The 25,931-nt window shown below is 35.0% G+C and carries 16 protein-coding genes; all 16 read left to right on the top strand.

The annotated features are described in order from the left end of the window. Positions 1-373 precede the first annotated feature (373 nt). A complete protein-coding gene (locus tag EYY60_RS03370; protein ID WP_132987989.1) occupies positions 374-1,501 on the top strand; it encodes a glycoside hydrolase family 10 protein in 1,128 nt (375 codons plus the stop codon). A gap of 88 nt (positions 1,502-1,589) precedes the next feature. After that, the gene (locus EYY60_RS03375; protein ID WP_132987990.1) at positions 1,590-3,005 is read left to right on the top strand and encodes a DUF5009 domain-containing protein; all 1,416 of its coding nucleotides are present in this window, start codon (positions 1,590-1,592) and stop codon (positions 3,003-3,005) included. Between the two features lie 34 nt (positions 3,006-3,039). Then, the gene (locus tag EYY60_RS03380; RefSeq protein WP_132987991.1) at positions 3,040-4,839 is read left to right on the top strand and encodes an FAD-dependent oxidoreductase; all 1,800 of its coding nucleotides are present in this window, start codon (positions 3,040-3,042) and stop codon (positions 4,837-4,839) included. 4 nt (positions 4,840-4,843) lie between these two features. Further along, complete coding sequence (locus EYY60_RS03385; protein WP_132987992.1) at positions 4,844-5,506, top strand: GDSL-type esterase/lipase family protein; 663 nt, start codon at positions 4,844-4,846, stop codon at positions 5,504-5,506. Positions 5,507-5,536: 30 nt separating this feature from the next. Continuing rightward, positions 5,537-6,739: an AGE family epimerase/isomerase gene (locus EYY60_RS03390; RefSeq protein WP_132987993.1), complete on the top strand. Its 1,203-nt coding sequence runs from the start codon at positions 5,537-5,539 to the stop codon at positions 6,737-6,739. Positions 6,740-6,773: 34 nt separating this feature from the next. After that, positions 6,774-9,794: a SusC/RagA family TonB-linked outer membrane protein gene (locus EYY60_RS03395; RefSeq protein WP_132987994.1), complete on the top strand. Its 3,021-nt coding sequence runs from the start codon at positions 6,774-6,776 to the stop codon at positions 9,792-9,794. Between the two features lie 4 nt (positions 9,795-9,798). Then, on the top strand, positions 9,799-11,643 hold the full coding sequence (locus EYY60_RS03400) for a RagB/SusD family nutrient uptake outer membrane protein (protein WP_132987995.1): 1,845 nt from the start codon (positions 9,799-9,801) through the stop codon (positions 11,641-11,643). 28 nt (positions 11,644-11,671) lie between these two features. Continuing rightward, on the top strand, positions 11,672-13,498 hold the full coding sequence (locus EYY60_RS03405; protein ID WP_132987996.1) for a hypothetical protein: 1,827 nt from the start codon (positions 11,672-11,674) through the stop codon (positions 13,496-13,498). Between the two features lie 53 nt (positions 13,499-13,551). Beyond that, entirely contained in the window at positions 13,552-14,682 is a 1,131-nt protein-coding gene (locus EYY60_RS03410; protein ID WP_132987997.1) for a glycoside hydrolase family 10 protein, read from the top strand. Between the two features lie 78 nt (positions 14,683-14,760). Next, complete coding sequence (locus EYY60_RS03415) at positions 14,761-15,990, top strand: hypothetical protein (RefSeq protein ID WP_132987998.1); 1,230 nt, start codon at positions 14,761-14,763, stop codon at positions 15,988-15,990. Continuing rightward, complete coding sequence (locus EYY60_RS03420; protein WP_132987999.1) at positions 15,990-18,230, top strand: GH92 family glycosyl hydrolase; 2,241 nt, start codon at positions 15,990-15,992, stop codon at positions 18,228-18,230. Before EYY60_RS03415 ends, EYY60_RS03420 begins: the two co-directional genes overlap by 1 nt. A 21-nt stretch (positions 18,231-18,251) precedes the next feature. After that, positions 18,252-20,573, top strand: a complete 2,322-nt coding sequence (locus tag EYY60_RS03425) for a glycoside hydrolase family 20 protein (protein ID WP_132988000.1) — start codon at positions 18,252-18,254, stop codon at positions 20,571-20,573. A 16-nt stretch (positions 20,574-20,589) separates the two neighbouring features. Further along, the gene (locus EYY60_RS03430) at positions 20,590-21,471 is read left to right on the top strand and encodes a hypothetical protein (RefSeq protein WP_132988001.1); all 882 of its coding nucleotides are present in this window, start codon (positions 20,590-20,592) and stop codon (positions 21,469-21,471) included. A 204-nt stretch (positions 21,472-21,675) separates the two neighbouring features. Continuing rightward, positions 21,676-22,776, top strand: coding sequence for a DUF4434 domain-containing protein (locus tag EYY60_RS03435; protein ID WP_132988002.1), 1,101 nt, complete (start codon positions 21,676-21,678; stop codon positions 22,774-22,776). Positions 22,777-22,809: 33 nt separating this feature from the next. Next, positions 22,810-24,195: a sugar porter family MFS transporter gene (locus EYY60_RS03440; protein WP_132988003.1), complete on the top strand. Its 1,386-nt coding sequence runs from the start codon at positions 22,810-22,812 to the stop codon at positions 24,193-24,195. A 244-nt stretch (positions 24,196-24,439) separates the two neighbouring features. Then, positions 24,440-25,702 (top strand): MFS transporter, encoded by a 1,263-nt coding sequence (locus tag EYY60_RS03445; RefSeq protein ID WP_132988004.1) that lies wholly within the window; start codon positions 24,440-24,442, stop codon positions 25,700-25,702. Positions 25,703-25,931: the final 229 nt, after the last annotated feature.

Raw genomic sequence — 25,931 nt, forward strand, 5'->3', positions numbered from 1 at the left:
AGGTTCTTTTTGCGCTTAGGTTTCGTTTTTAAATTTTTTTCAAAATCGATTTGCTTGTAATTGCTCTTTTGGCAAATAAGAAAGACGTTATGGAGTCTGTTTGATTGCTAAACATTCAGTATTTCATCAAATTCTTGAACGAGTGCAAAGTTTTTTTGTGCGAATAATTTTCTTTTCAAAAAAAATATCCCCAAAAAAGTAAGGATATTTCAAATATGCTTTTCACGTCTTATTGGCTGTATTTGCTGAGGATTCCTAGAATACTCCCAAAACTTTCTAGAAATAAGCCAAATATTAATTAATAAATTTTTTTAATAACTAAGTTGTGGTTAGTAAAATTTTATATATTTGCTCAAACCAAAAAACAAAACCAATGCAGAATATCTTAAAAATTACCTTATTACCTATTTTATTGTTTTCACTTTTTTGTTGTGCGAGCAGTGCGGCATCAATTAATGACAAATCTCCTATTGCTCCAGTTAAAGGAGTTTGGATTACTAATGTTGCATCAAAAGCGTTAGATTCTAAAGAAAATATTAATGAGGCTGTTGCGCTTTGCAAAAAATCGGGTATTACAGATATTTATGTAGTGGTTTGGAATAGAGGAACGACTTTGTATCCTAGTAAGATTATGAAAGATTTATTTGGAAAGCCAATTATGGAACGTTTTGGAGATCGTGATCCATTACAAGAAATGATTGATGCAGGACATAAAGAAAATATAAAAGTGCATGCATGGTTTGAATTTGGTTTTGCTCCTTCTTATGATGAAAATGGAGGCGCAATCCTGAAAAAATTCCCAAACTGGAAAGCAATTGATAATAAAGGGAACTTGGTAACAAAAAATGGTTTTGAATGGATGAACGCCATGGATCCTGAAGTACAGAATTTTGTAAAATCACTGATTATAGAGGTTGTAAAAAAATATAATGTTGACGGAATTCAAGGGGATGACCGTTTGCCAGCAATGCCATCGCTTGGTGGTTATGATCTTTACACGATAGCTTTATATAAAAAAGAACACAATGGGAATCTTCCTCCTGATGACTATAAAAATCCAGACTGGCTTACTTGGCGCGCAGATAAACTGACTGTTTTTCTTGGTGAACTTTATAGAGAATTAAAAGCAATTAAACCTAAATTAATTGTGAGTATGGCCCCAAGCATACATCCTTGGGCAAAAGAAGAATATCTGCAAGATTGGCCAACTTGGCTGGATAAAGGGTATTGTGATTATGTAATTCCGCAGGTTTATAGAAAAACAATTGAGAGCTACACTTCTACATTAGAAGAGCAAGTAAAATTCCTTAAAAAAGATCAAAAAGATAAATTCTTCTCAGGAGTCTTGCTGCAAGTAAATGGTGTAAATCCAAAACCTGATTTTTTAAAGCAGATGATTGACGTCAATAGAAAATTAGGAGTAAAAGGAGAATCTTTCTTTTTCTATGAAGGTTTGAAAGCTTTTCCAGAATATTTTTCTACAGAATATACTAAAAAGTAGATTGACAAAGAATGTCAAAGAGGTAAATCGCCGTAAAAGCGACTGCCATAATATTGCCTCAAAAATAATTGATTTTTAAAATCTGGATATGAAAACAAGAGCTTTGTCTATTGATGCTTTAAGAGGATTTGCGATTATCGCAATGATACTTTCTGGACAAATGATCCTAACGTATTTACCTGCTTGGATGGCGCATGCACAAGTGCCCCCCAACTCATCATTTAATCCAAATATTTACGGGATTACTTGGGTAGATCTTGTTTTTCCTTTCTTTTTATTTTCAATGGGTGCCGCATTTCCTTTTTCATTAGGAAGCAAATTAGAAAATGGAGCTAATAAATGGACGCTCTCCCGAGATTCCTTTTTTAGAGGACTTCAATTGGTCTTTTTTGCCATATTTTTTGAGCATATGAGACCATTTGTAATCGGTAATCCTGTAGATGTTATTTCATGCTTAATTTCTCTAGGCAGTTTTGTTTTGATGTTTTTTATGTTTTCAACAGATACGCTGCCGTTTATAAAAGCTTCAAAAAATCAAAAATTAAATAGTTCGATTATAAAATTAGCGGCTTTTGCAATTGGATTTGCGTTATTATTGGCGACAAATTTTCAAGGAAAAGAGAATCAAGATTTTGATCTTTATTATAGCGATATCATTCTGATTGTTCTTGCAAATATGGCCTTTTTGGCAAGTGTGATTTATATTTTCACATTCAAAAAACCAACTCGCCGACTATTGGTTTTGCCGTTTATTATGGCCGTTTTTTTAGCGAGCACAAACGATGGATGGGTAAAGCAATTGTATAATTTTACGCCGTTTGCATGGGCTTACAAATTTTATTATTTAAAATATTTCTTTATCGTAATTCCAGGAACTCTTGCCGGAGAATATATAAAGGAATGGACTGTTGCGCAGCTAAATGAAGTGCGAGAAAATGATAATAAGGCGATTGTGGCCGGTCTTATTTCTATATCGATTATTATAAGCAACGTTTATTTTTTATTTGTACGTGAATTAGAAGTGAATCTTGTGGTTACTTTAGGTTTATTGATTTTGAATTATTTTATTTTAAAATCAAATACTTCAGAGTTTGGTGTTTTTTGGAAAAAACTTTTTTCGGCAGGAGCTTATTGTTTAGTATTAGGATTGTTTCTAGAGGCTTATGAAGGCGGCATTAGAAAAGATACTTCAACGTACAGTTATTATTTTGTGACATCAGGTTTGGCATTTTTTGCGATACTTTTTTTCTCCGTGATTTGTGATTATTTCAAATGTATCAGAGCAACTAAATTTTTGGTTTTGACAGGACAAAATCCAATGATTGCCTACGTTTCGACCTCAATGGTTGTGATGCCAATTCTCACCATTTTAACAGTTACAAATTATTTTGACACATTCAATGAAAATGCTTTTACAGGATTTTTGAGAGGTTTTATACTTACTGTGTTAGCTGTTTTGATAACAACCTTTTTCTCTAGAAAAAAAATATTTTGGAGAACCTAAAGAATTCAATCTTGCTATTAAAATATTATATATTATGAAAATTCAAATAATCGCATTTTTTTTATTTTGTTATGGATATTCTCAGAATATCACCAAAAAAACGGTTGACGTTTTAGTAATTGGAGGCTCTACCAGCGGAACATCTGCTGGTATTGCATCTTCGAGATTGGGAGCTAATACATTAATTGTTGAAGAATCTCCATGGATAGGAGGTATGTTTACTTTGCAAGGAGTTGGTGCCTGCGATGGTAACCATAATTTAGATTCTGGAATCTGGAATGAATTCAGAGGCGCGCTTAGAGATTATTACGGAGGTGCCGCTGCTCTTGAAACAGGCTGGGTGAGCAACACACTTTTTGAGCCTTCAGTTGGAAATAAAATTTTCAATCAAATTGCTGCAAAAGAAAAAAATCTTGCAATTATTCACGGTTATTATGTTGTAAGCATCTTAAAAAATGGAAATATTGTTACAGGTGCTACTTTCAAAAATGATAAAAATGATATTTTAGAAGTTCAGGCAAAAATTACAATTGATGCTACAGATATTGGTGAAACGCTGAAAATGGCTGGAGCGGCTTATCGCTTAGGAATGGATTCCCAAAAAGAAACCAAAGAAGCCAATGCTCCATTAAAAGCCAATAATATTGTTCAGGATTTAACTTGGGTTGCCATCTTAAAAGATTATGGCAAAGGAACTGACAAAACTATTGCAAAACCAAGCAATTATTCAGCTTCAAATTTTACTGGTTCTTGCATGGAAACAGTTGATCACAAGGAAATCGACTGCGATAAAATGCTATCGTACGGTAAAATGCCTAATAATAAGTACATGATCAACTGGCCGAAAAAAGGCAACGACGTATATCTCGACGTAGTTGAATTATCAAGAGAAGACAGAAATAAAGAACTGCTAAAAGCAAGAAATTATACTTTACAGTTTGTTTATTATATACAAAATGAACTCGGATACAAGAATCTTGGTTTAGCTGATGACGAATTTAATACGTCAGATTTATTAGCTTATGCTCCGTATTATCGTGAAGGAAGAAGAGTAAAAGGAGTTTCGTTTTTGACATATAACCACGTTGCTGATCCTTATAATCAAAAAGAAGCTTTGTATAAAACAGGAATTTCTGTCGGAGATTATCCTGTAGATCATCATCACAAACAAAACCCAAATGCCCCTGATCTTGGATTTCCAGCGGTACCTTCTTATAATGTGCCGCTAGGATCTCTAATCCCTGAAAAAGTTGATGGATTTATTGTTTCTGATAAAGCGATTTCAGCCTCGAATTTAATTAATGGCGCAACACGTTTACAGCCTGTGGTTTTGCTTACTGGCCAGGCAGCGGGAACTTTAGCAGGAATTGCGGTAAAAAATAAAGTTGAGCCGCGACAGGTTTCGGTAAGAGAAGTGCAGCAATCACTTTTAAATCAAAAAGCATACATCATGCCTCTGTTTGATGTAAAACCTACAGATCCTGCTTTTGAAGCTATTCAAAAAATTACTGCTACCGGAATTTTAAAAACAAAAGGCGAAAGCTACAAATGGGCAAACAGAACTTGGTTTTATCCAGAACAGAATATTACAGTTCAGGAATTTACAGAAGGATTGAATCAGTTTGACAAAAAGAATAAAGTCGTGAAAAGTCAAACGCTTCTTACGGAACAGGAAGCAGTGAATCTTTTGACAAAAGCGGGGGCTAAATTCCCAAAAGGAAATCTTTCGGCAAATCCAATAAGTAAAAAAAACTTGGCAATACTAATTGAGGAAAGCCTACATGCATTTGAAAAAGAAATTGATTTTTCGGGAAACATCAAAGCCAAAAAATAATAAAATGTTCAAAAGTATTTGTGTTTTCTTTTCGACTCTTTTTATGGGGCTATTAGCTCAAGAAAACAAGCAGGTTTTTCATAATTATTTCTATGACCAAAGACGCTCTTTTTTCGAATCAATGCCAGCAGGTAAAAACGAAATTATTTTACTAGGCGATAGTATAACGAATTGTGCCAACTGGGATGAAATTTTTTCAGGTGGGAAGGTAAAAAACAGAGGGATTTCAGGTGATATTACATTAGGAGTTCTTGACAGAATGGATGAAATCGCAAAACGTAAACCTAAAAAAGTATTTATTCTCATTGGGATTAATGATATCGCTCAAAAAATCAGTACCGAAGTAATCTTGAAAAATTATCAAAGTATAGTGTCAAAATTAAAAAATGATAGTCCTGGAACGTTAATTTATATTCAAAGCATTTTACCCACAAATGATGAGTTTGATACATTCAAAAATCATCAAGGAAAAATGGAAACTATAAAACAGGTGAATGTAGAATTAGAAAAATTGGCTAAAGAGAATAATGCCGAGTTTATAAATCTTTTTCCGCATTTCTTGGATCAAAACGGCAAGCTGAGCAAATCCTATACAAATGATGGACTGCATCTTTTAGGACCAGGTTATCTGTTATGGGCATCCCTAATAAAAAAATACATTGAGTAGAAATAATAAACTTTTAAAAATATAGTGTAAATGTTAGAGACTAATAATGATATCAAATTTGACCAAATTCAGCACACAGATTTGGGTCAATACGCAGACTTATACAAAGATGAATTATTAAATGAAGTGATTCCGTTTTGGGAAAAATATTCTATTGATAATCAGTACGGCGGATATTTTACTTGTTTGGACAGGCAAGGTAACGTTTACGATACTGATAAATTCATCTGGTTGCAAGGCAGACAAGTATGGACTTTTTCGATGCTGTACAATAAAGTAGAAAAAAAACAGGAATGGCTTGATATAGCGCTTCATGGAGCAAAATTTTTGTTGGAAAACGGCAGAGACGAAGAAGGGAACTGGTATTTTTCTTTAAACCAAAAAGGAGAACCTTTAGTAGTTCCGTATAACATATTTTCAGACTGTTTTGCTGCAATGGCATTTGGGGAATTGTACAAAGCCACAAACGACGCTTTGCACAAGGAAGTTGCCGTAAATACTTATAACAATATTATTGCAAGACAGAATGATCCGAAAGGAAAATGGAGTAAAGCATACAACGGCACAAGAGAATTGAAAAACTTTTCTCTTCCAATGATTTTATGCAATCTGTCTCTTCTTCTCGAAGAAGCAATTGGTAAAGAAGTGGTAGATCGAATGATTCCGCCACTTATTGAAGATATCATGACTAATTTCTTAAACAAAGAACACGGCATCATCATGGAAAATGTGGGAGCAAATGGTGCTTTTAGTGACAGTTTTGAAGGAAGAATCATCAATCCTGGCCATGGAAATGAATCAATGTGGTTCCTTATGGATATTGCGGCTCGATACAATAAACCAGAGCTTGTTAAGCAATGTGAAGAAATTTTAATCAAAACAACAGAATTTGGTTGGGATAAAGAGTTTGGAGGAATCTATTATTTCTTAGATATCAAAGGCCACCCGACACAAGAACTGCAATGGAACCAAAAGTTATGGTGGGTTCATATCGAAACCATGATTTCTTTTGCGAAAGCTTATAAACTGACAGGTAACGAAAAAAGCAAGGAATGGTTTGTAAAACTTCACGATTATACCTGGAACCACTTTAGAGATGAAAAATACAAAGGAGAATGGTTTGGCTACCTGACCAGAGAAGGAAAACCGCTTCTAGAAGCAAAAGGAGGAAAATGGAAAGGATGCTTCCATGTTCCTAGAGGATTGTACGAATTATGGACGACTTTAAAATAAACTAATTAATCAAAAACCAAAATTATTATTAACTATGAAAAAAGGAATATTATTCTTGATGTTTTGTTTGGTCTCGCTGTTTGCTGAGGCACAGACAAGACAGTTAAAAGGGGTGATTACAGATTCTGACGGCATGCCGCTGGTGGGAGCTAATGTTTTGATCCAAGGTTCAAAAACTGGAGCTTCGACAGATTTTAACGGAAGTTTTCAATTAGATGTACCAAACCAAAAAACAACGTTGCTTGTAAGTTACATCGGATTTAAAGACATGACGGTAGATGCTACAGGAAAAACTTCTATAAAAATACAAATGCAGTCTGTAACAAACCAAATGCAAGAAGTTGTTGTTGTTGGATATGGAACACAAAAGAAAGCAACTTTGACAGGAGCTATCGGAATTGTAAAAGGTGCTGATTTAAACAAAAGAGCAGTAGCGTCATTATCAACAGGATTGCAAGGAACTATTGCAGGGGTTACGGTACAACAAACTTCTGGAGAGCCAGGAAGTGATGGTTCTAATATCAGAATTAGAGGTATTGGTTCTGTAAATTCAAGCACATTTCCATTAGTATTGGTAGATGGTATCGAAATGGATATCAATCAAGTAGATATGAATACGGTTGAAAATGTTTCTGTTTTGAAAGATGCTGCTTCAGCTTCTATCTACGGATCAAGAGCTTCAAATGGGGTAATTTTGATTACAACAAAAAGAGGAAAAGATGGAAAAATGAAAGTAAGTCTTGATGCTTATACTTCGATCCAATCGCCTACAAACATGCCTGTAGTTTTAAAAGCAGCAGATTATCTTCAAGCGGAATTGAATTCTTTGGATAACGCTGGAGTTACGATTCCTGCAGATCAGAGAGCAGCAAGAGAGCAAATGATTGCAGATCAAAGAAATTACAAACCAGACAACTGGAACAGATATGATACAGATTGGAAAGATGCTACGATCAAAAAGAGCGCAATCATGACCAACAATAATATATCATTATCTGGAGGAGGAAAAGACATTAAATATTTTGGGGCATTCACTTCTCTTAAGCAAGATGGTTTGATTGAAAATAATAATTTCAGAAGAATCAATGTGAGATTAAATACAGATGCAAAAATTAACGAATGGTTAAAATTAAACAACGAAATCTCATATAGAACTTCTACTCAATTGACACCTGGAATTTCAACTCCAAAAGGAATCATAAACAAAGCTTTGTATATGTTGCCAACGCTTTCTGCGGTTAAAGAAATTGATGGAAACTGGGGGTACGGAAAAAATGGTGACAATCCTGTAGCAAATGCAGAAGCATCAGGAAGCCAAACTATTGAAAGACCTGAGATTTTGATGAATGCTACTTTGATTGCTACTCCAGCAAGCGGATTGGAAGTATTAGCACAATACAGCTACAGAAAAACTGAAAACAGAGGTACGTTTATCACAACTCCATACATGACTTCATTAAAAGGAGTGGTACAAGGTTATTACCCAGCTAGAGATGGTGTTACAGAGGCTTATAGTGCTAATGTTCGCAATTATTTTAGAGCACAAGCTTCATATGCTAAAACTTTCGGTGAGCATGATTTTAAAATCATGGCAGGAACCCAAAGCGAGAATAATATTCTTAAAGATATCAGCGCGAGCAAAAATGGTTTTGATTTAGAAAGATATTATTTAGTAAACGGTGATGGCGCAACAGCATCAGCAACAGGTGGAGCAACAGAGTGGGCAATGTCTTCTTTTTACGGAAGATTTAATTATGATTTTGGTGGAAAATATCTGTTTGAAGTAACTGGCCGTTACGATGGTTCTTCTAGATTTAGTGAAGGACAACGTTGGGGATTCTTCCCATCTTTCTCTGCTGGATGGATGGTGAGCAAGGAGAAATTTATGGAGCCAATCCTACATTATGTAAGTGATTTTAAGTTAAGAGCATCTGTAGGAACTCTAGGAAATCAAGATATCGGAAACTATCCTTATGCATCAACTATTCAGCCTGGATACAGCTATTGGCTAGACAAACAATTGGCTCAAGGTGTAGCGCAAACTACATTATCAAATCCTAATGTTACATGGGAAAAATCAAAACAGACAGATTTTGGTCTTGACGCTACTTTCTTCAACAGAAAACTTTCTGCTACGTTTGATTATTACATAAAAGACGTTTACGATATGCTTTTGGTTTATCCAGTAACTTATTATACAGGACTTAACGCAACTTATACTAACGCTGGTGATATGCAGAATAAAGGTTGGGAGGTTAGTTTGACATACAAAAATCATATTGGAGATTTTAACTACAGCGTTACAGGAAACTTGAGCAACAATGAAAATGAGATTACAAAATTATACGGACCAAATTCAGACAGATCAGTTACTGTAGGATATCCTAACGGCGGAATCTGGGGTTATAAAACAGATGGATATTATGTAGACGCAGCCGATGTTGCAAATTCTCCAAAACTATCTAATGCAACAAAACCAGGTTATGTGAAGTATGTAAAAATGGATCCAACTGGAGCAAATCCAACTCTTATTACTGAAAATGACAAAGTATATTTAGGAGATCCATTTCCTCATTATGAGTATGGATTGAATTTGACAGCAAGTTATAAAAACTTTGATTTGACTTGTTTTTTCCAAGGAGTTGGAGAGCGAAAAGTATTGATGAGCGGTATTGGAGTAAGACCATTCTTTAACGGATCAAATTTATTTGCACATCAAGTTGATTCTTGGACACCTGATCATCAGGATGCTGCCTATCCAATTTTAGTTCCTGAAGCGAACTCTGCTGATAACTTTGTTGCATCAGATAAATGGGTTAAAAACGGAGCTTACCTAAGATTGAAAAATATTGTTTTAGGATATAGTCTTCCAAAAACATTTTTAGAAAAAGCACATATTGACGGTCTTCGCCTTTATGTAAGCGGACAAAACTTATGGACTTTGAGTCATTTCTTTCCAGGATATGATCCAGAAGTAAGTTACGGAGGAAATCTAGGAGGAGAGTTTTACCCAATCATGCAGACGGTAACAGTAGGTGCTAACTTAAAATTTTAACAAGATGAATTTAATTAAGAAAACAGTTATAGGATTAAGCCTTATCGTTGGGTTAGGATCTTGTGATGATTATATAGACAAAGAGCCTTTGAGTGATTATTTATCCTCAAACTTTTACAACAACGAAGCAGCAATTAAACAAGGTACGAACGGTTCGTACCAAGGTTTATACATGGAAAGCAGCCAATTGCCGTTTTTCACGCTTTATGATATGTACACTCCAATGGGAATTGAAAGAGCCGATAACAGCTCGATTGGAGTAAACAATGTAAACTTGGAAAATAACTTTATTGTAGAAGCACAATGGGCCAACTTTTATAAAGGAGTTGCCAGAGCAAATACGGTTATTGAAGGTTCTGCACCATACATTGACGATTTAAGCGATAAAGCAAAACAATATGTGGCTGAAAATAAAGTAATCAGAGCGACTCACTATCATTATTTGATTTCTTTATACGGAGATGTACCTTTCTTTACAAAATCGGTTACGCCAGAAGAGCAAAAAAGTGCCACAAGAAAACCTTGGATGGAAATTGTTGATTATTTATTAAATGATCTTGAAGAGGCAAGCACGCAATTGCCTTGGCAAGCTACAGAACAAGGACGTGCAGATAAATCGTATGCTTTGGGTCTAAAAGCTAGAATTGCTTTATACGCTGGATCTTGGTGCAAAGAAGGTTTCGGTCAAAAAGGAACAAAAGACGCAGCAAAAGCCGCTTATTATTTCGACATTGCAGCTCAGACTTCAAGAAGGATTATTCAAGAATCAGGGAGAGGTTTAGCACCAAATTTTGATGATTTATTTACAAGAGCAGGACAGCTTACTGGACCAGCAAAAAGAGAAAATATTTTCGCACTTGCTTATTCTGATCAAGCATCAAAAAAGACACATTATCAGTCATTTGGTGAAATGGCAAGAACAGTTGGAGGACAATCAGGAAGATTCCCAACGCAATTATTAGTGGATACTTTTGAAATGGCAAACGGAAAAAGAATTGACGAACCAGGTTCTGGTTATGATCCTAAAAATCCATTTGCCAATAGAGATCCTCGTTTAAAAATGTCTATTTATACGCATAAATCTAACATAATCGCGAACAATGGAGGAGTAAAATTGAACATCACTATGGAGTTGTACAAACCAACCACTTTGTCATTTGATGCGGCAAATAATTCGACTTCAATTTCAAATCTTGATTATACAGGATCTGTGGCTCAGTATGGTTATATTCAGAGTGGTGTTGGATATTTATGGAGAAAATACAATTATTTTAATGATGAAATTGTTTCTGAGCCTTCATACAATATTTTGATGATGCGTTATGCAGAGATTTTGTTAATGTATGCAGAAGCAAAAATCGAATTGAATCAAATTGATGGTACAGTAACAGGTGCTATCAACGAAGTAAGAGGGAGAGTAAACATGCCAGCAACAACACTTACAGATCAAGCAAAATTAAGACAATTGGTTCGTAGAGAGCGTAAAGTAGAACTTATCAGAGAAGCAGGTTTGCATTTCTTCGATATGAGAAGATGGAGAACAGGAGCTTTAGAAAATGCTGAAAGAACATACGGTTTCCCAATTGCGACTGGAGTAAATGCGGCTACGAATACTTATCCTGATGGATATACTCAAGTTACTGCAGACATGGTTCCAACTTATGGAGCGGCAGGTTCTGAAAGAGATTTGAATGATTTGGCGCTTTACGGTGCTTATGGCAGCAAATTACGTCAAAGAGATGCCGACAGACCAAACAACTGGAATGACAAATTCTATTTATGGCCAATTCCACAAGTAGAAAGAAACAAAGCGCCTTGGTTGACGCAAAATGATGGCTACGGTCAATAATCGTTAATTAAAAAGATAAAGATAGAAAATGAAAAAAATATTTTATTTGCTTATGAGTCTGCTGCTATTGTCCTCGTGTGACGATAGTTTTAAAGACGAACGCAGCTATCAATCGGCGAAGATTGTAGCCGTTAAATTGAATAATGTTTTATATAACATTGCAGAGAATGACGCGAACGAGGCAAAGGTTGTTTTGCCTGCTGGTACTAATCTTAAAGATGTTAAAACAGAAATATTAGTAACTAATGGTACTGTTGTAAGTCCAGAAAACAATGTTAATCGTGATTTGACTAAACCAGTAGATGTTTCTATTTCGGGTCAAGACGGTGAAAATAGTGTTTGGAAACTTATTGTACAATCACCTCCAAAATTGACAAATCTTAGTGTTGTTGGACTTCCAATCGCAAAAGACAAAATCTTCTTTGGAAAAACTTCGATAATTGTTCAAGTTCCAGTTGGAACAGACATTACGAATTTGGCTGTTACTTATGATTTCTCAAATGGTACATTGAAAAATTATGTAAATGGAACAGCGAAAGATTATAGTTTTAATCTGCCAAGTAAAGCGCCTTTTAGCTTAGAAGTGCTTGGAGTTGACGGTGTAACAGTTTACAAATACGATGTAGTATTTACTTCAGAAGCTGTTGGTCCTGCAAAAATCAATAGTATGGTAATTAATGGAGATGTAACTTCTGAAATTATTATCGTTGATGCAGCTAAAAATATTGTACAACCTGTTGTTCCTTATTTGACTAGTTTCTCAGACGCAACAGTTGTCATTAATGCTTCTTTTGGAAATACAATTGATCCTGCTTTCAAAGGAACAAACGTAAATACATTAGCTGGATTTAAAGTTAAAATAACGGGAACTGACGGAATTGAACGCGAATTCACAGTGAAGAATCCTTTGATTAAATCAAATCCAATTTTGGAAAAATCTCACGCTGATTTTGGTTTTGCAGCAAATGCAGGTTCATCTGCAGGATTCAGTGGAAACAATATCGTAATTGCGACAAATGCAATGAATGCAGGACAAACTGCGGTGTTAGGTATCAACGCTTACGACTTGTCAGGAAACTACTTAAACGGACTTGCGAAAACAGGTACAAATTTCGACGGTGGTGCAGTTACAGGTATTAGAAAATTAGCTACAGATGACAACGGAAAAATCCTTGGTGTACAGCTTGGAGCTGGAGCTGGTGCCGCAACCACTTTATCAATCATCAAATGGAATTCTATTTCAGATGCAGCGCCAACGAACTACATTACGTATTCTCAAAACAGTTTAGGTTTAACATTTGCACCAAGAAGTGCTGGCATCAGCATCTCGGGATCATTGGATGGAAATGCTACAATTACAGTTCCTTTGGCACAAAAAACAAATGTATTAATCTGGAAAGTAGTTAATGGAGTTTTAAATCCAACACCAACACAGCAATCATTCCCTTACTCAGGAACTGGTTTCTACTATAGTGTTCAGCCAGATGATACAGGATTTGTTGGAGCTTCGACAGGAACAGCATATAGCGGAATCAATTTGATGAGTGGTTCTTTCTCTGAGACTTTTAAAACAACTTCAGGATCAGTAACAACAGATTGTAAAACAATTGTTTATAAAGGAAGAAAATACATTGCTTATGTTGCATTTGTTGGCGGTAAACACGTTTTCAGATTAGTAGATTACACTACAGCAAGTACAGCTGCTCTTGAAAGTCCAATTTTAGAAATTACAGGAGCTGCAGTTTCAAATGCTAATAATACTGTAGATGCTGACTTTGCAGTAATAAATGGCAAATTGCATGTGTTGTATTATGGAACAAACGATAAACTAGCAGTTTACAAATTAGAAAAATAAAACTTTAGGAGATTTTCTTTGAAAAGAGAAAATCTCCTTTAAAAACAATAAAAATGAAAAAGTTATTAATCTTATCTCTTGCTGTATTATTTTTTGCGTGCAATAGCGAAGAACCGCCAAGAGTTTATCCAAACAATCCAGTTCAAACAGGAAAAGCCATGAAGGGTGTTTGGGTTACCAATGTAGCTTCAACGGCTTTGGGTTCGTTAAATGCCATTAAAGAAACGGTACAGACCTGCAAAAAATCAAACATTACAGATATTTATGTGGTGGTTTGGAATAAAGGAAGAACGCTTTATCCAAGTGAAATCATGAATAAAGAATTTGGTATTTCAATCATGGAAGGTTATGAAGGGAGAGATCCATTGCTGGAAATGATTACCGAAGCACATAAAGAAAAAATAAAAGTTCATGCTTGGTTTGAATATGGTTTTGCTGCTTCAAATGGACAGCAAGGTGGCGTGATTTTGAAAAAATATCCGCAATGGGCTGCTAAAGATGCTTCTAAAAATTTATTGGTTTCGTCAAATGGTTTTGAATGGATGAATGGAATAAATCCAGATGTCCAGAATTTTATGAAATCTTTGATTTTAGAAGTGGTAAAAAAATACGATGTTGACGGTATTCAAGGTGACGACAGACTTCCAGCAATGCCAATCGCAGGTGGATATGACGATTATACTGTTCAATTGTATAAGACAGAAAAAGGTGTTAATCCGCCAACAAATGAAAAAGATGCAGCATGGCAAGATTGGAGAGCAAATAAATTGACTGAATTCTTAGGCGATTTATACAAAGCTGTAAAAGCCGCAAAACCTACTGTAATTGTTTCAATGGCACCAAGTGTGCATCCGTGGGCAAAGGATAATTATTTGCAGGATTGGCCAACTTGGTTGGATAAAAAATATTGCGATTATGTAATTCCACAGATTTATAGTTATGATTTTTCAGCTTATTCACAAACATTAAAATCACAAGTTTCTTATGTTAAGAATAGCGCAGACCGTTCAAAATTGTTTGCTGGGGTTTTGATTCAATCTGGAACGTACAACGCCACGAACCAGTTTGTAGAACAAATGGTGAACGAGAACAGAAACAATTATGTAAACGGAGAAATATTCTTCTTTTTTGAAGGATTAAAATACAATTCTGAATATTTTACTACCAAATACGCTTCAAAATAATTTAAAATATACTACTGCCAGAATCTATTTTTGGCAGTAGTATTTACATAAAAAAATCAAGCAGAGAAAAATTTAGATATGCGCCAGAGAAAAAATACAATATTATTTTTTGCACTCATTTTCTTAATGAGTTTGACTGGTTATGCTCAAAATCAATTTGCTGCTTTTGCTAAAAAAGAATCGAGAGAAAAGTTAGTAGTAAAACTAAAGGATTCCATAATCAATCAGGAAGCGACGGCTTATTTAAATTTCAATAAAAACATAAACTGGAATAGCTATGCATGGGCAACTGCTTTCGTGATAGATAATTCCGAACAGAATTTTAAAGTCCTAAAAAAGGCATTATCAGACTATAAACTACTATCAAAACGTGATCTAAAGAAAGTTTTTGAATCGGTATTTGCTTGTTTTCCAAATGAATTTGTTTTAGAAATGACTGATATTGCAAAAAATGAAACTGAGAACGTTTCAATCTTTGCAACATCAATACATTATTTAGCACAAAATAACATAGAGGTAAAACAGCTTTTACAAACGAAGTTTATTGATGATAATAGCGCTGTAATGCAGGCTCTGCGAAATGAATTGAAATCAGATTATAAACCAATTTCAATTGCTGATTTGATTGAGTTGGTAAAGTTTAATGCCGCTAAAAAAGAGAAATTTTTATACTCCATTCAACATACAAACAGAGATTTGCCAGGAAAAGCTTTTGTTCAGAATGAAAAAGGTTTCTTAGAAAAAGAAAATGGAAAAGTTATTCTTGTAGATCAATTGGCCAGAAGTGCTACTAATTTGCCAATGTACATTACAAACGGCAATACACCGACTGGTTTGTTTAAAATTGAAAGTCTTGCCAAGTCGGAAAATGTTTTTATCGGACCGACTTTGAGTTTTGTTACTTTTTTGCCTTTTGAATGTGACGCTTCGGTCTTTTACAATAATGATAAAAAGGATTTTCTTTTGGAAGATTATCTGAAGTTTTTCCCAAAAAAACTGCATTCAAATTTAAGCATCCAGCAAACTTTTTGGGCAGGAAAAGCAGGAAGAGACGAAATTCATTTTCACGGAACAACTATAGATCAAGAAATATACAAAAAACAGATTTTCTACGGACAAACGCCTTCAATGGGGTGTTTGTGTGCGAAAGAAATTTGGAATGAAAACGGTAATTTGACTCAAAGCGATCAGCAAAAATTAGTTGATATTTGGCAAAAATCCAATATTGAAAAAGGTTATGCCTATGTTTTGGAACTACAAGAATCAGATTGGATAAAATTTGAAAAAAGCATAAACACAAAATTATAATGAAAAAGTTAATCCCAGTTTTAATCTTAGCCTGTTTGTTTATTTCGTCAGGCAAAATGGACAAAATAAATGACGTTACCCAATATGTAAATCCGTTTATTGGTACCGGCGGGCATGGCCACACTTTTCCCGGAGCAGTAGTTCCTTTTGGAATGGTGCAATTGAGTCCAGATACTAGAACGCAAGGCTGGGATGCTTGCAGTGGTTATTATACAGAAGACACCAGTATTTTAGGATTTTCACACAGACATTTAAGCGGTACCGGAATGACCGATTTTGCAGATGTACTTTTTACGCCGTTTACGGGTAAACTGCAATTAGAAAACGGGAATCTGAAAGAATATTATCCATTGAATTTTTCGCATGAAAATGAAAAAGCTTCAGCTGGTTTTTATACGGTGAATTTTGATAATGGCATAAAAGCTTCTATGACAGCATCAACAAGAGCGGGATTTCACGAATACAAATTTCCTTCACAAGAAGCCGGAATTATCGTCGATTTGCATCATAATCTGAACAATCAAAAGGTTTTGCAATCTTTTATAGAAATTGTCAGCGATACCGAAATTAGAGGAATGAGATTGACTGAAGGCTGGTCAAAAAGAGATTATGTTTATTTTCATGCGAAATTCAATAAACCGTTTAAAGTTGAATTGTACAAGGATAATAAAATTGTTTCCGCAAAACAGCTAAATGCAGATCATATCAAAGCGGTTTTATATTTTGAAAATCCGAAAGAAGTGAAAGTAAAGGTTGGAATTTCTCCAGTTGACGAGAGAGGCGCTTTGCAAAATCTGGATGCTGAAATCCCGCATTGGGATTTTGATAAAACCCAAAAGCAAGCAGCAACATTATGGAAAAATCAGCTTGAAAAATTTAAAATTGAAGGCGGAACAGCAGATCAGAAAACTATTTTTTACACTGGATTGTACCATGCTTTTATTCATCCGTCAACGTATTCAGATACAGATAAAAGATATAGAGGACAAGACCTAAAAATTCATACGCTTGATTCTGGAACGTATTACACGGTATTCTCGCTTTGGGATACCTACAGAGCGCAAATGCCTTTAATTGATTTGATTACGCCTTCTAAAACAAATGAATTTATCAATTCACTTTTGATAAAATACCAACAAGGCGGTTTGTTGCCAATGTGGGATTTGGCAGCCAACTACACAGGAACAATGATCGGAGCACATTCGACATCTTTAATTGCGGATGCTTACGCCAAAAACATACGCGGTTACGATACAGAATTGGCCTATAAAGCCATGATGCGTTCAATACCTTATGACACAACAGGAGTAAAAGTAAATCATCCTGCAATCTGGGAATGGCTGATGACAAAAGGAAAAAAATACAATCAAGAAATGGGTTTTATTCCTGCTGATAAAGATGTGATTTTTGCTACTTCAAGAGGTTTGGAATATGCTTACAACGATTGGGCTTTGGCTCAAGTGGCAAAAGATATGGGAAAAACGGAAGATTATAAATGGCTTTCAGAACGTGGAATGCGTTACAAAAAATACTACGACAAAGAAACCGGTTTCATGCGTGCCTTAGACAGCAACGGAAAATTTATTGGGCCATTTAATCCTTCTTATTCAGATCATATGAACAGTCCATATTGTGAAGGGAATGCTTGGCAGTGGACTTGGTTTGTACCACAAGATGTAAACGGACTTATTGATTTGATGGGCGGTAAAGCTTCTTTTGAAGAAAAATTAGATGCCTTGTTTAATACGACTGCTAAATTGGAAGGAGCAGATGCATCTGCCGATATTTCGGGACTAATTGGGCAATATGCACACGGAAATGAGCCAAGTCATCACATTATTTACTTTTATAATTATATCAACAAGCCTTTTAAAACACAAGAATTGGCCGATAAAATCATGAAAGAGCAATATCGAAATGCTCCTGATGGTTTAAGTGGCAATGAAGATTGTGGACAAATGTCGTCATGGTATATTTTGAATGCAATTGGTTTTTATCAAGTTGCGCCAGGAGATCCTACTTATACGATTTCTAGACCATTGTTTGATAAAGTTACAATCAATTTAGAAAAAGGAAAAAAGTTGATTGTGAAGACTATAAATAATGCTCCAGAAAATAAATATGTCGAATCTGTGACTTTGAACGGAAAGACTTTGAACTCGTTATTTTTTAAACACGACCAAATTGCATCTGGCGGAGAATTAGTTTTCAAAATGACAAACAAAGCTCCAAACAATTAATTGTACAAAAAAAATAGTATTATGAAAAAAAATATAATCTGTTTTGTTCTTTTTTTAAATGCTCTGATGCTTTCTGCACAGGGGAATAAGTGGGACGTTTATCGTACAATTCCGTTGGCGCAACGAATAAATGAGGTCGAAGGAAAGCCTTTCATCCTCAATTCAGATTCAAAAATATTTTATCCAAAAAAGAATGACAATTTAAAGCAGATTGCTGTTTTTTTATCAGAATACATTCAGATTGCAAATGGATTAAAAATTGAAATTTCAACAGAAAATCCGAAAGCTAATGGAATTATTTTACAAGATAATTTCAAAAATGATAATAAAGAAGCATACAATTTCGCAGTTAATCAGAATCAAATTTTGATTGATGGAGCAACAAGTGCAGGAACTTTTTATGGTGTGCAGCTTTTGCGAAAAGTATTGTTGGAAAACGAAACTAAATCGGTTATTGAACTTCCAAGTGTACAAATTACAGATTATCCGCGATTTGCTTATCGTGGCATGCATTTGGATGTTGCGCGTCATTTCGCATCAGCAGAATTTGTCAAAAAATATATTGATTTGCTGGCTTTGCACAATATTAATACTTTTCATTGGCATTTAACCGATGATCAAGGATGGCGTGTCGAAATTAAAAAGTATCCAAAATTAACTCAAATAGGATCTGTACGAACAGAGACACAAGTAGGAAAACAGGTTGGAGTTTATGATGGGAAACCGCACGGAGGATTTTATACACAAGAACAGATAAAAGAAATTGTTGCGTATGCACAAAAACGCTTCATTACTATTATTCCCGAAATTGACTTGCCGGGTCATATGGTTGCGGCTTTGGCATCTTATCCAGAATTGGGTTGTGTTGGAAAAGGATATGAAGTGTATAAAAAATGGGGAGTTTCAGACGATGTTCTTTGTCTTGGAAACGAAAAGACTTTTACTTTTTTAGAAGGAGTTTTTACAGAATTAATTCCGCTTTTTCCTTCCAAATATTTCCATATTGGAGGTGACGAATGCCCTAAAAAAAGATGGGAAAAATGCCCAAAATGTCAAGCAAAAATCGCCGAATTGGGTTTGCAAAAAGACAGCAAACATTCAGCTGAAGAAAAATTACAGAGTTATTGTATGTCTAGAATTGAAAAATTCTTAAATGCAAAAGGAAAACAAGTCATAGGCTGGGATGAAATACTCGAAGGAGGAATAGCGCCAAATGCTACGATAATGTCTTGGAGAAGTGCTCAAGCAGGAGTAGAAGCTGTTAAACAAGGGCATAAAGCGATTATGACACCGAGTTCGCATGTTTATTTTGATTATTATCAAAGTACAGATGCAGCTTCTGAACCTTTGGCAATTGGCGGTTTTACAAATTTAGAGCGTGTCTATTCCTTCGAACCAATTCCAGATGGATTGACCGAAAATGAAAGAAAACTTGTTATTGGCGCACAAGCAAACCTGTGGAGAGAATATATTGATACGGATGCGCAAACAGAATACATGATTTTGCCAAGACTTGCCGCTTTAAGCGAAGTGATTTGGACAAATGCCGATAAAAAGAATTACAGTAATTTCTTGAATCGTTTATCTGATTTTTTAAAGATCTATAATAAACTGAACTACAATTATGCGAAACATATTTTGGAGGTTTCACCAGAATACAAAGTAGATACAGAAAATGGTCAATTGATTTTAAATTTAAGAACGTCTAGCAAATTTCCTATTTATTATACTTTGGATGGTTCAGAACCAACTTTGCAAAGCAAAAAATATACAGAAGGAATAATTGTCAATAGCGCCGTAACTGTAAAAGCTGCCGTTCTTTCAGAGAATTATAAAAGCAAAGTTTTCATCAAAAAGTTTGAATTCAACAAAGCGACTGCAAAACCTATTGTTTTAAAAAATGAGCCTGTTGATCGTTATCGTTTTAATGGCGGAAAAACGTTGGTTGACGGAAGAACTGGAACAACAGCTTTTAGCACGGGAGACTGGATCGCACTTTACAAAGATGATTTTGAGGCAACTATAGATTTGAAATCAGTTCAACAAATTTCAGAAGTTACTATGAATAGTTTTACGTCTCCAAACGACTGGATTTTTGGACCTAAACAATTTCAGGTTTTAATCTCAAACGACGGAATAAATTTTAAGGAAGTTCATACTCAAGATTTAAAAATCGCTCAAAAAGAGGATGGGCCAAAGATTACAAATTTAAAAGCTGTTTTTGCCAAACAAGACGCAAGGTTTATTAAAATAAAGGCTCCAATTTTTGAGAAAATTCCAGAATGGCACTATTCTGCGGGACAGCCTACATTTTTATTTGTTGACGAAATTTCAATTAACTAATACCATATAAATAACCATGAAAAAAAGCTGCTTATTTCAATTATACGCCCTTTCATCAATGCTTTTTCTGGCTGGTTGTTCTGAAAGCAATTCACAGTCGAAACCAACTGTAAAAACAAGCATAGAAGAACAAATTAAAACCAAATTTGAAAAAGAAACATTGCCTGCGCCTTCGAGTCCTTGTTTTGCAGGAGCTTATTACAGAAAAGCTTATTCCAGCAAAGATTATTGGTTAGGAATTGGAGGAACAGTTGTATTGCCAGTTTTGACGTACGATCCTTCAAGAACAAATCCGAATAAACCTGGCGCATATTTAGACAATGCTTCAATTTATTTAGGCGGAAATTCTGATGAGCAAGAAACCGATATCGGATTGACTTGGGAAGTAATTCGCGAAGCAGATGGCACAGTAAGTAAAGAGCATAAAGCATTTCGCCCGTTTTTGCGACGTACAGGTTATAGATCTGGACAAAAAGTACTTTACATGAATGCACCTGCAGAACCTGCTTATTATTGGTATCCAGGAGAAACGGTTACCATCAGTATTCAGTTGATAGAGTCGAAAAAACTAAAATTCATTGTCGAAGGTGCTGGAAAAAAATATGAGCAAATATTTGATGTTGATGGCTACGATCCAACATTTATGGCACAGTACAAACGTGTAAACGCCATTGATCAGGTAGCAAATGAAGGAAAACCAGCACAACCGACTACAGCAAAAGTAACGGGAGCAAAATGGACAGAAACTTTTTTGTTTCGCTCTGTAAATGGAAGTGTAGTAAAAGCGCCAATGCATACGAAACGCTTTACAGATATGCAATGCCCGGCAAAAAGTTACTTTAATTTAGCTCCATTTGGTGAAAGTGGCGAATCAATTGATATTTTTGGTTCCAGATAAAATTTAAAATTAATATTAAACACATAGAAACATAGTTTTTTATAACCTGAATTAAGATGATTGAAAAAGCCAGCTTTCACACATAGAACTATGTGCATTAATGCAAGTGAAACGCCTTTTTTAGACTGCAAAATCTATGTTTCTATGTGTTAAAAAATAATAACGCATAAAGAAGTTAACTACTAAGCTATAAAAACATAAAAAATGAAAACCAGAAGAGATTTTTTAAACCAATTAGGATTGGGCGCGGCATCTGCAATGAGTATTCCTTTATTGAGTTCTTTTGAAAGTGCTTCAGCTATAAAAACTGAAGAAAGACCAGAATTAATTACACAAGATCGTCCAGAATTATTGGTTCCAAAAGGAAATGCATTACGAATTACGGGAACTTTCCTTGACGAAATTTCACACGATATTCCGCATCAAAACTGGGGAGAAAAAGAATGGGATCAAGATTTTGCGCACATGAAGGCTATTGGTATTGATACCGTTATCATGATTCGTTCAGGCTATAGAAAATTCATTACCTATAATTCTGATTATTTGATCAATAAAAGAGGCTGTTATAAACCGGGCGTTGATCTTTTGGATATGTATCTGCGTTTGGCTGACAAGCATAAAATGAAGTTTTATTTCGGATTATATGATTCTGGTGTTTATTGGGATACGGGAGATATGACAACTGAAATCGAAGCCAATAAATTTGTTATCGAGGAAGTTTGGAAAAAGTACGGACATTACAAAAGTTTTGCAGGTTGGTATTTAAGTGGAGAAATTAGCCGTAAAACCAAAGGTGCAATTGAATCATTCAGAACTTTAGGTCAGTTGTGTAAAGATGTTTCTGGAGGTTTGCCAACCTTTATGTCGCCTTGGATTGACGGCAAAAAAGCAGTAATGGCTGCTTCAGGAAAACTTTCTAAAGAAGATGCAGTTTCAGTTCAGGAACATGAAAAGGAGTGGGGCGAAATTTTTGACGGAATCAAAGGTGCTGTTGATGCTTGTGCGTTTCAAGACGGGCATATTGATTATGATGAATTAGATGCTTTTTTCTCTGTAAATAAAAAACTTGGAGATAAATATGGTTTGGAATGCTGGACAAATGCGGAGACTTTTGACAGAGACATGCCAATCAAATTTTTCCCAATCAAATTTGAAAAATTGAGATTAAAATTAGAAGCTGCACAAAGAGCAGGATACCAAAAAGGAATCACTTTTGAATTTTCACACTTTATGAGTCCGCAATCTGCTTATTTGCAGGCAGGTCATTTGTACGACAGATACAAAGAGTATTTTGGTATCAAATAATAAAGTCTTAAAATTTTAATCACAAATAAAAAAATGAATCAAAAAGAGAATATTAAGTATATAATTTTCCTGTCGGTTATTGGCGCTATAGGAGGATTTCTTTTCGGATATGATGTAGCTGTTATTTCTGGAACTATAGAGCAAGTAACCAAACAATTTTCACTTGATAATGTTTCAGTGGGTTGGTACGTTGGTTGTGCTTTAATTGGTTCTATTATTGGAGTAGCCTTTGCAGGCAAAATCGCCGATCTTTTAGGACGCAAATGGACAATGCTTTTGGCTGCCGCGCTTTTTACAACTTCGGCAGTTGGATGTATGTTTGTTTCGAGTTTTGAAATGTTAATCTGGGCGAGAATCCTTGGCGGAATGGGAATCGGAGTAGCTTCAATTGTTTCTCCTTTATATATTTCAGAAGTTTCGCCGGCACGTTTTAGAGGAACTTTGGTAACACTTTATCAATTGGCAATCACAATTGGTATTGTGGCTTCGTATTTTGCGAATGCTAAAGTTTTGGCGTGGGCAACATCAGGCCATTTTGAAGCGCAATGGGCAACAGTTATTTTCCAGACAGAATATTGGAGAGGAATGTTGGGATTATGTGGTGTTCCATCTCTTTTATTTTTTATAATCATCTTCTTTATTCCAGAAAGTCCAAGATGGCAGATTTCTAAGAATAATTTGGCTGCAGCCGAAAAAACATTAACACAATTATTTGGTGCAGATGAAGCTAAAGAACAAATCGAAAACAACCAAAAATCACTTTTAAATAAAGAAAAAACAGACTGGAGAATATTATTTCAACCAGGTTATAGGACGGCTTTATTTATTGGGATGAGTTTGGCGATTTTGGGACAGTTTATGGGAGTTAATGTGATTTTCTATTACGGACCAATAATTTTCAAAGAAGCAGGAATGGCTTCGCAAGGCTCATTAGATTTTCAAATCGTAATTGGAGTCGTGAATGTGCTTTCAACTATTTTAGGAATGTATTTAGTAGATAAAATTGGAAGAAAAAAACTTGTATATATTGGCGTAACAGGAATGTTTGTAATGCTTATTGCTATTGGGGCTTATTTCTATTTAGGTTTCAACAATCCAAATATTTTGTTGTACCTAATTATCGGATATATTTTCTTTTGTGCAATTTCTATCTGCGTGGTAATCTGGGTGTTGATTTCAGAAATGTATCCAGTAAAAGTGCGCGGATTGGCAATGTCAATGGCAGGTTTTTCGCTATGGATAGGTTCTTATCTTATCGGACAACTAACGCCAGTATTATTAGAATCATTAAGTCCAGCAATTTCATTTTGGATTTTTGCAGTAATGTGTATTCCATATCTTTTGATAACACGTTTTTATGTCCCTGAAACCACAGGAAAATCTCTTGAAGAAATTGAAGATATCTGGATTGCACATTAATTTTTATATTTACTATTCCGTTGGATGTAATTTTAAAAAAATACATTCTAACACATAGAAACATAGATTTTTTCTTCTCCATTTTGAAGGTAATAAAAAAAGCCAGCTTTCACACATAGATAACTATGTGTGTTAATACAAGTGGAACGCCTTTTCTACAGAGAGTTAAACTATGATTCTATGTGTTAAATAAATTGTACACAACGGTTATTTACTACTAAACACTATCAAACCAAAACCAATTATGAAATTCTTTTCAAAGCTCCAAACCAAAGAACCAAAGTCGATTTTAAATGCTGCCGTTATTGTAGCTGCTTTAGGTTATTTTGTTGACATTTATGATCTTTTATTATTCGGAATTGTCCGAACAGATAGCCTCAAGGATTTAGGAATTACTGGCGATGCCATCCGAAATCAAGGCGAGTATCTCATCAGTATGCAGATGTTCGGAATGTTGTTTGGAGGAATTCTGTGGGGAATTCTTGGAGACAAAAAAGGAAGAATTTCAGTTTTGTTTGGCTCTATTCTGATTTATTCTGTTGCTAATATTGCTAACGGAATGGTAACCACAATTGATGGTTATGCTTTTTGGAGATTGATCGCAGGAATTGGACTTGCAGGAGAATTAGGCGCCGGAATCACACTTGTAGCAGAATCTTTGCCAAAGGAAAAACGTGGTTACGGAACTATGATTGTAGCTTCGGTTGGAGTTTCTGGAGCAGTTGCCGCTTATATAATTTATGAAGTTTTCCAAGACTGGCGTTTGTGTTATTATGCAGGTGGCGTTTTAGGAATCTTATTATTGTTTTTGAGAATCAGCATTACAGAATCAGGAATTTTTAAAAGAGTTCAGGAAGAGAATGAAAAGAAAGGAGATTTTTTGTCCTTATTTACAGATAGAAAGCGATTTTTTAAATACATAAACTGTATTTTGATCGGAATGCCTCTATGGTTTTTGGTTGGCGTATTGATTACATTTTCCCCTGAATTTGCAAAAGCATTAAACATACAGCAAGCCGAAACGATTGAAGCCGGCAAAGCGATTGCATTTTGTTACGCAGGATTGGTTTTTGGAGATATCGCCAGCGGACTTTTGAGTCAGTGGCTGAAAAGCAGAAAAAAAGTAATGTATTGGTTTTTGGCTTTCAACCTATTAATGGTATTTGTTTATCTGAATGTTTCTGCTATTTCAACAAATGTGTTTTACTTTCTTTGTCTTTTAATGGGAGTTTCTGTTGGGTATTGGGTACTTTTTGTAACCATTGCAGCAGAGCAATTTGGAACAAATATTAGGGCAACGGTTACTACAACGGCACCAAATTTTGTGAGAGGGTCGCTTCCCTTGATCATCTTGATTTACTCTTATTTCAGAGATTCGATTTTTGAAGGAGATATTATCAAATCGGGAATGGTCGTGGGATCTTTATTATCTATAATTTCATTGTTGGCTTTGTCACAATTAAAAGAAACTTTCTCTGTAGATTTAGATTATTCTGAAAAAGCATAATAAAAAATCAATGTTAAATTATTTCATTTACCTAAGTTGAGTGCTTAATGGTTTGGTTATCAATTGCACCAGTCGAATTCAATAAAATGGTTATTTTTTAGTAAATTTAATTTTACTTGTAGATTATTGATGAAGATTGTTTTTGTAAATAATTTAATAGAAAAGGAAGGTAGAAATGCCTTCCTTTTTAAATATTAATTCAATTGAATATGAACCGAACTGCTAAAAT

It is taken from the genome of Flavobacterium zhairuonense (assembly GCF_004352915.1).
GTDB lineage: Bacteria > Bacteroidota > Bacteroidia > Flavobacteriales > Flavobacteriaceae > Flavobacterium > Flavobacterium zhairuonense.

What these genes read in the sequence shown, in the direction of transcription:
- EYY60_RS03370 (WP_132987989.1), top strand. Translation starts at nt 374, where the DNA reads ATGCAGAATATCTTAAAAATTACCTTATTACCTATTTTATTGTTTTCA.
- EYY60_RS03375 (WP_132987990.1), top strand. Translation starts at nt 1,590, where the DNA reads ATGAAAACAAGAGCTTTGTCTATTGATGCTTTAAGAGGATTTGCGATT.
- EYY60_RS03380 (WP_132987991.1), top strand. Translation starts at nt 3,040, where the DNA reads ATGAAAATTCAAATAATCGCATTTTTTTTATTTTGTTATGGATATTCT.
- EYY60_RS03385 (WP_132987992.1), top strand. Translation starts at nt 4,844, where the DNA reads ATGTTCAAAAGTATTTGTGTTTTCTTTTCGACTCTTTTTATGGGGCTA.
- EYY60_RS03390 (WP_132987993.1), top strand. Translation starts at nt 5,537, where the DNA reads ATGTTAGAGACTAATAATGATATCAAATTTGACCAAATTCAGCACACA.
- EYY60_RS03395 (WP_132987994.1), top strand. Translation starts at nt 6,774, where the DNA reads ATGAAAAAAGGAATATTATTCTTGATGTTTTGTTTGGTCTCGCTGTTT.
- EYY60_RS03400 (WP_132987995.1), top strand. Translation starts at nt 9,799, where the DNA reads ATGAATTTAATTAAGAAAACAGTTATAGGATTAAGCCTTATCGTTGGG.
- EYY60_RS03405 (WP_132987996.1), top strand. Translation starts at nt 11,672, where the DNA reads ATGAAAAAAATATTTTATTTGCTTATGAGTCTGCTGCTATTGTCCTCG.
- EYY60_RS03410 (WP_132987997.1), top strand. Translation starts at nt 13,552, where the DNA reads ATGAAAAAGTTATTAATCTTATCTCTTGCTGTATTATTTTTTGCGTGC.
- EYY60_RS03415 (WP_132987998.1), top strand. Translation starts at nt 14,761, where the DNA reads ATGCGCCAGAGAAAAAATACAATATTATTTTTTGCACTCATTTTCTTA.
- EYY60_RS03420 (WP_132987999.1), top strand. Translation starts at nt 15,990, where the DNA reads ATGAAAAAGTTAATCCCAGTTTTAATCTTAGCCTGTTTGTTTATTTCG.
- EYY60_RS03425 (WP_132988000.1), top strand. Translation starts at nt 18,252, where the DNA reads ATGAAAAAAAATATAATCTGTTTTGTTCTTTTTTTAAATGCTCTGATG.
- EYY60_RS03430 (WP_132988001.1), top strand. Translation starts at nt 20,590, where the DNA reads ATGAAAAAAAGCTGCTTATTTCAATTATACGCCCTTTCATCAATGCTT.
- EYY60_RS03435 (WP_132988002.1), top strand. Translation starts at nt 21,676, where the DNA reads ATGAAAACCAGAAGAGATTTTTTAAACCAATTAGGATTGGGCGCGGCA.
- EYY60_RS03440 (WP_132988003.1), top strand. Translation starts at nt 22,810, where the DNA reads ATGAATCAAAAAGAGAATATTAAGTATATAATTTTCCTGTCGGTTATT.
- EYY60_RS03445 (WP_132988004.1), top strand. Translation starts at nt 24,440, where the DNA reads ATGAAATTCTTTTCAAAGCTCCAAACCAAAGAACCAAAGTCGATTTTA.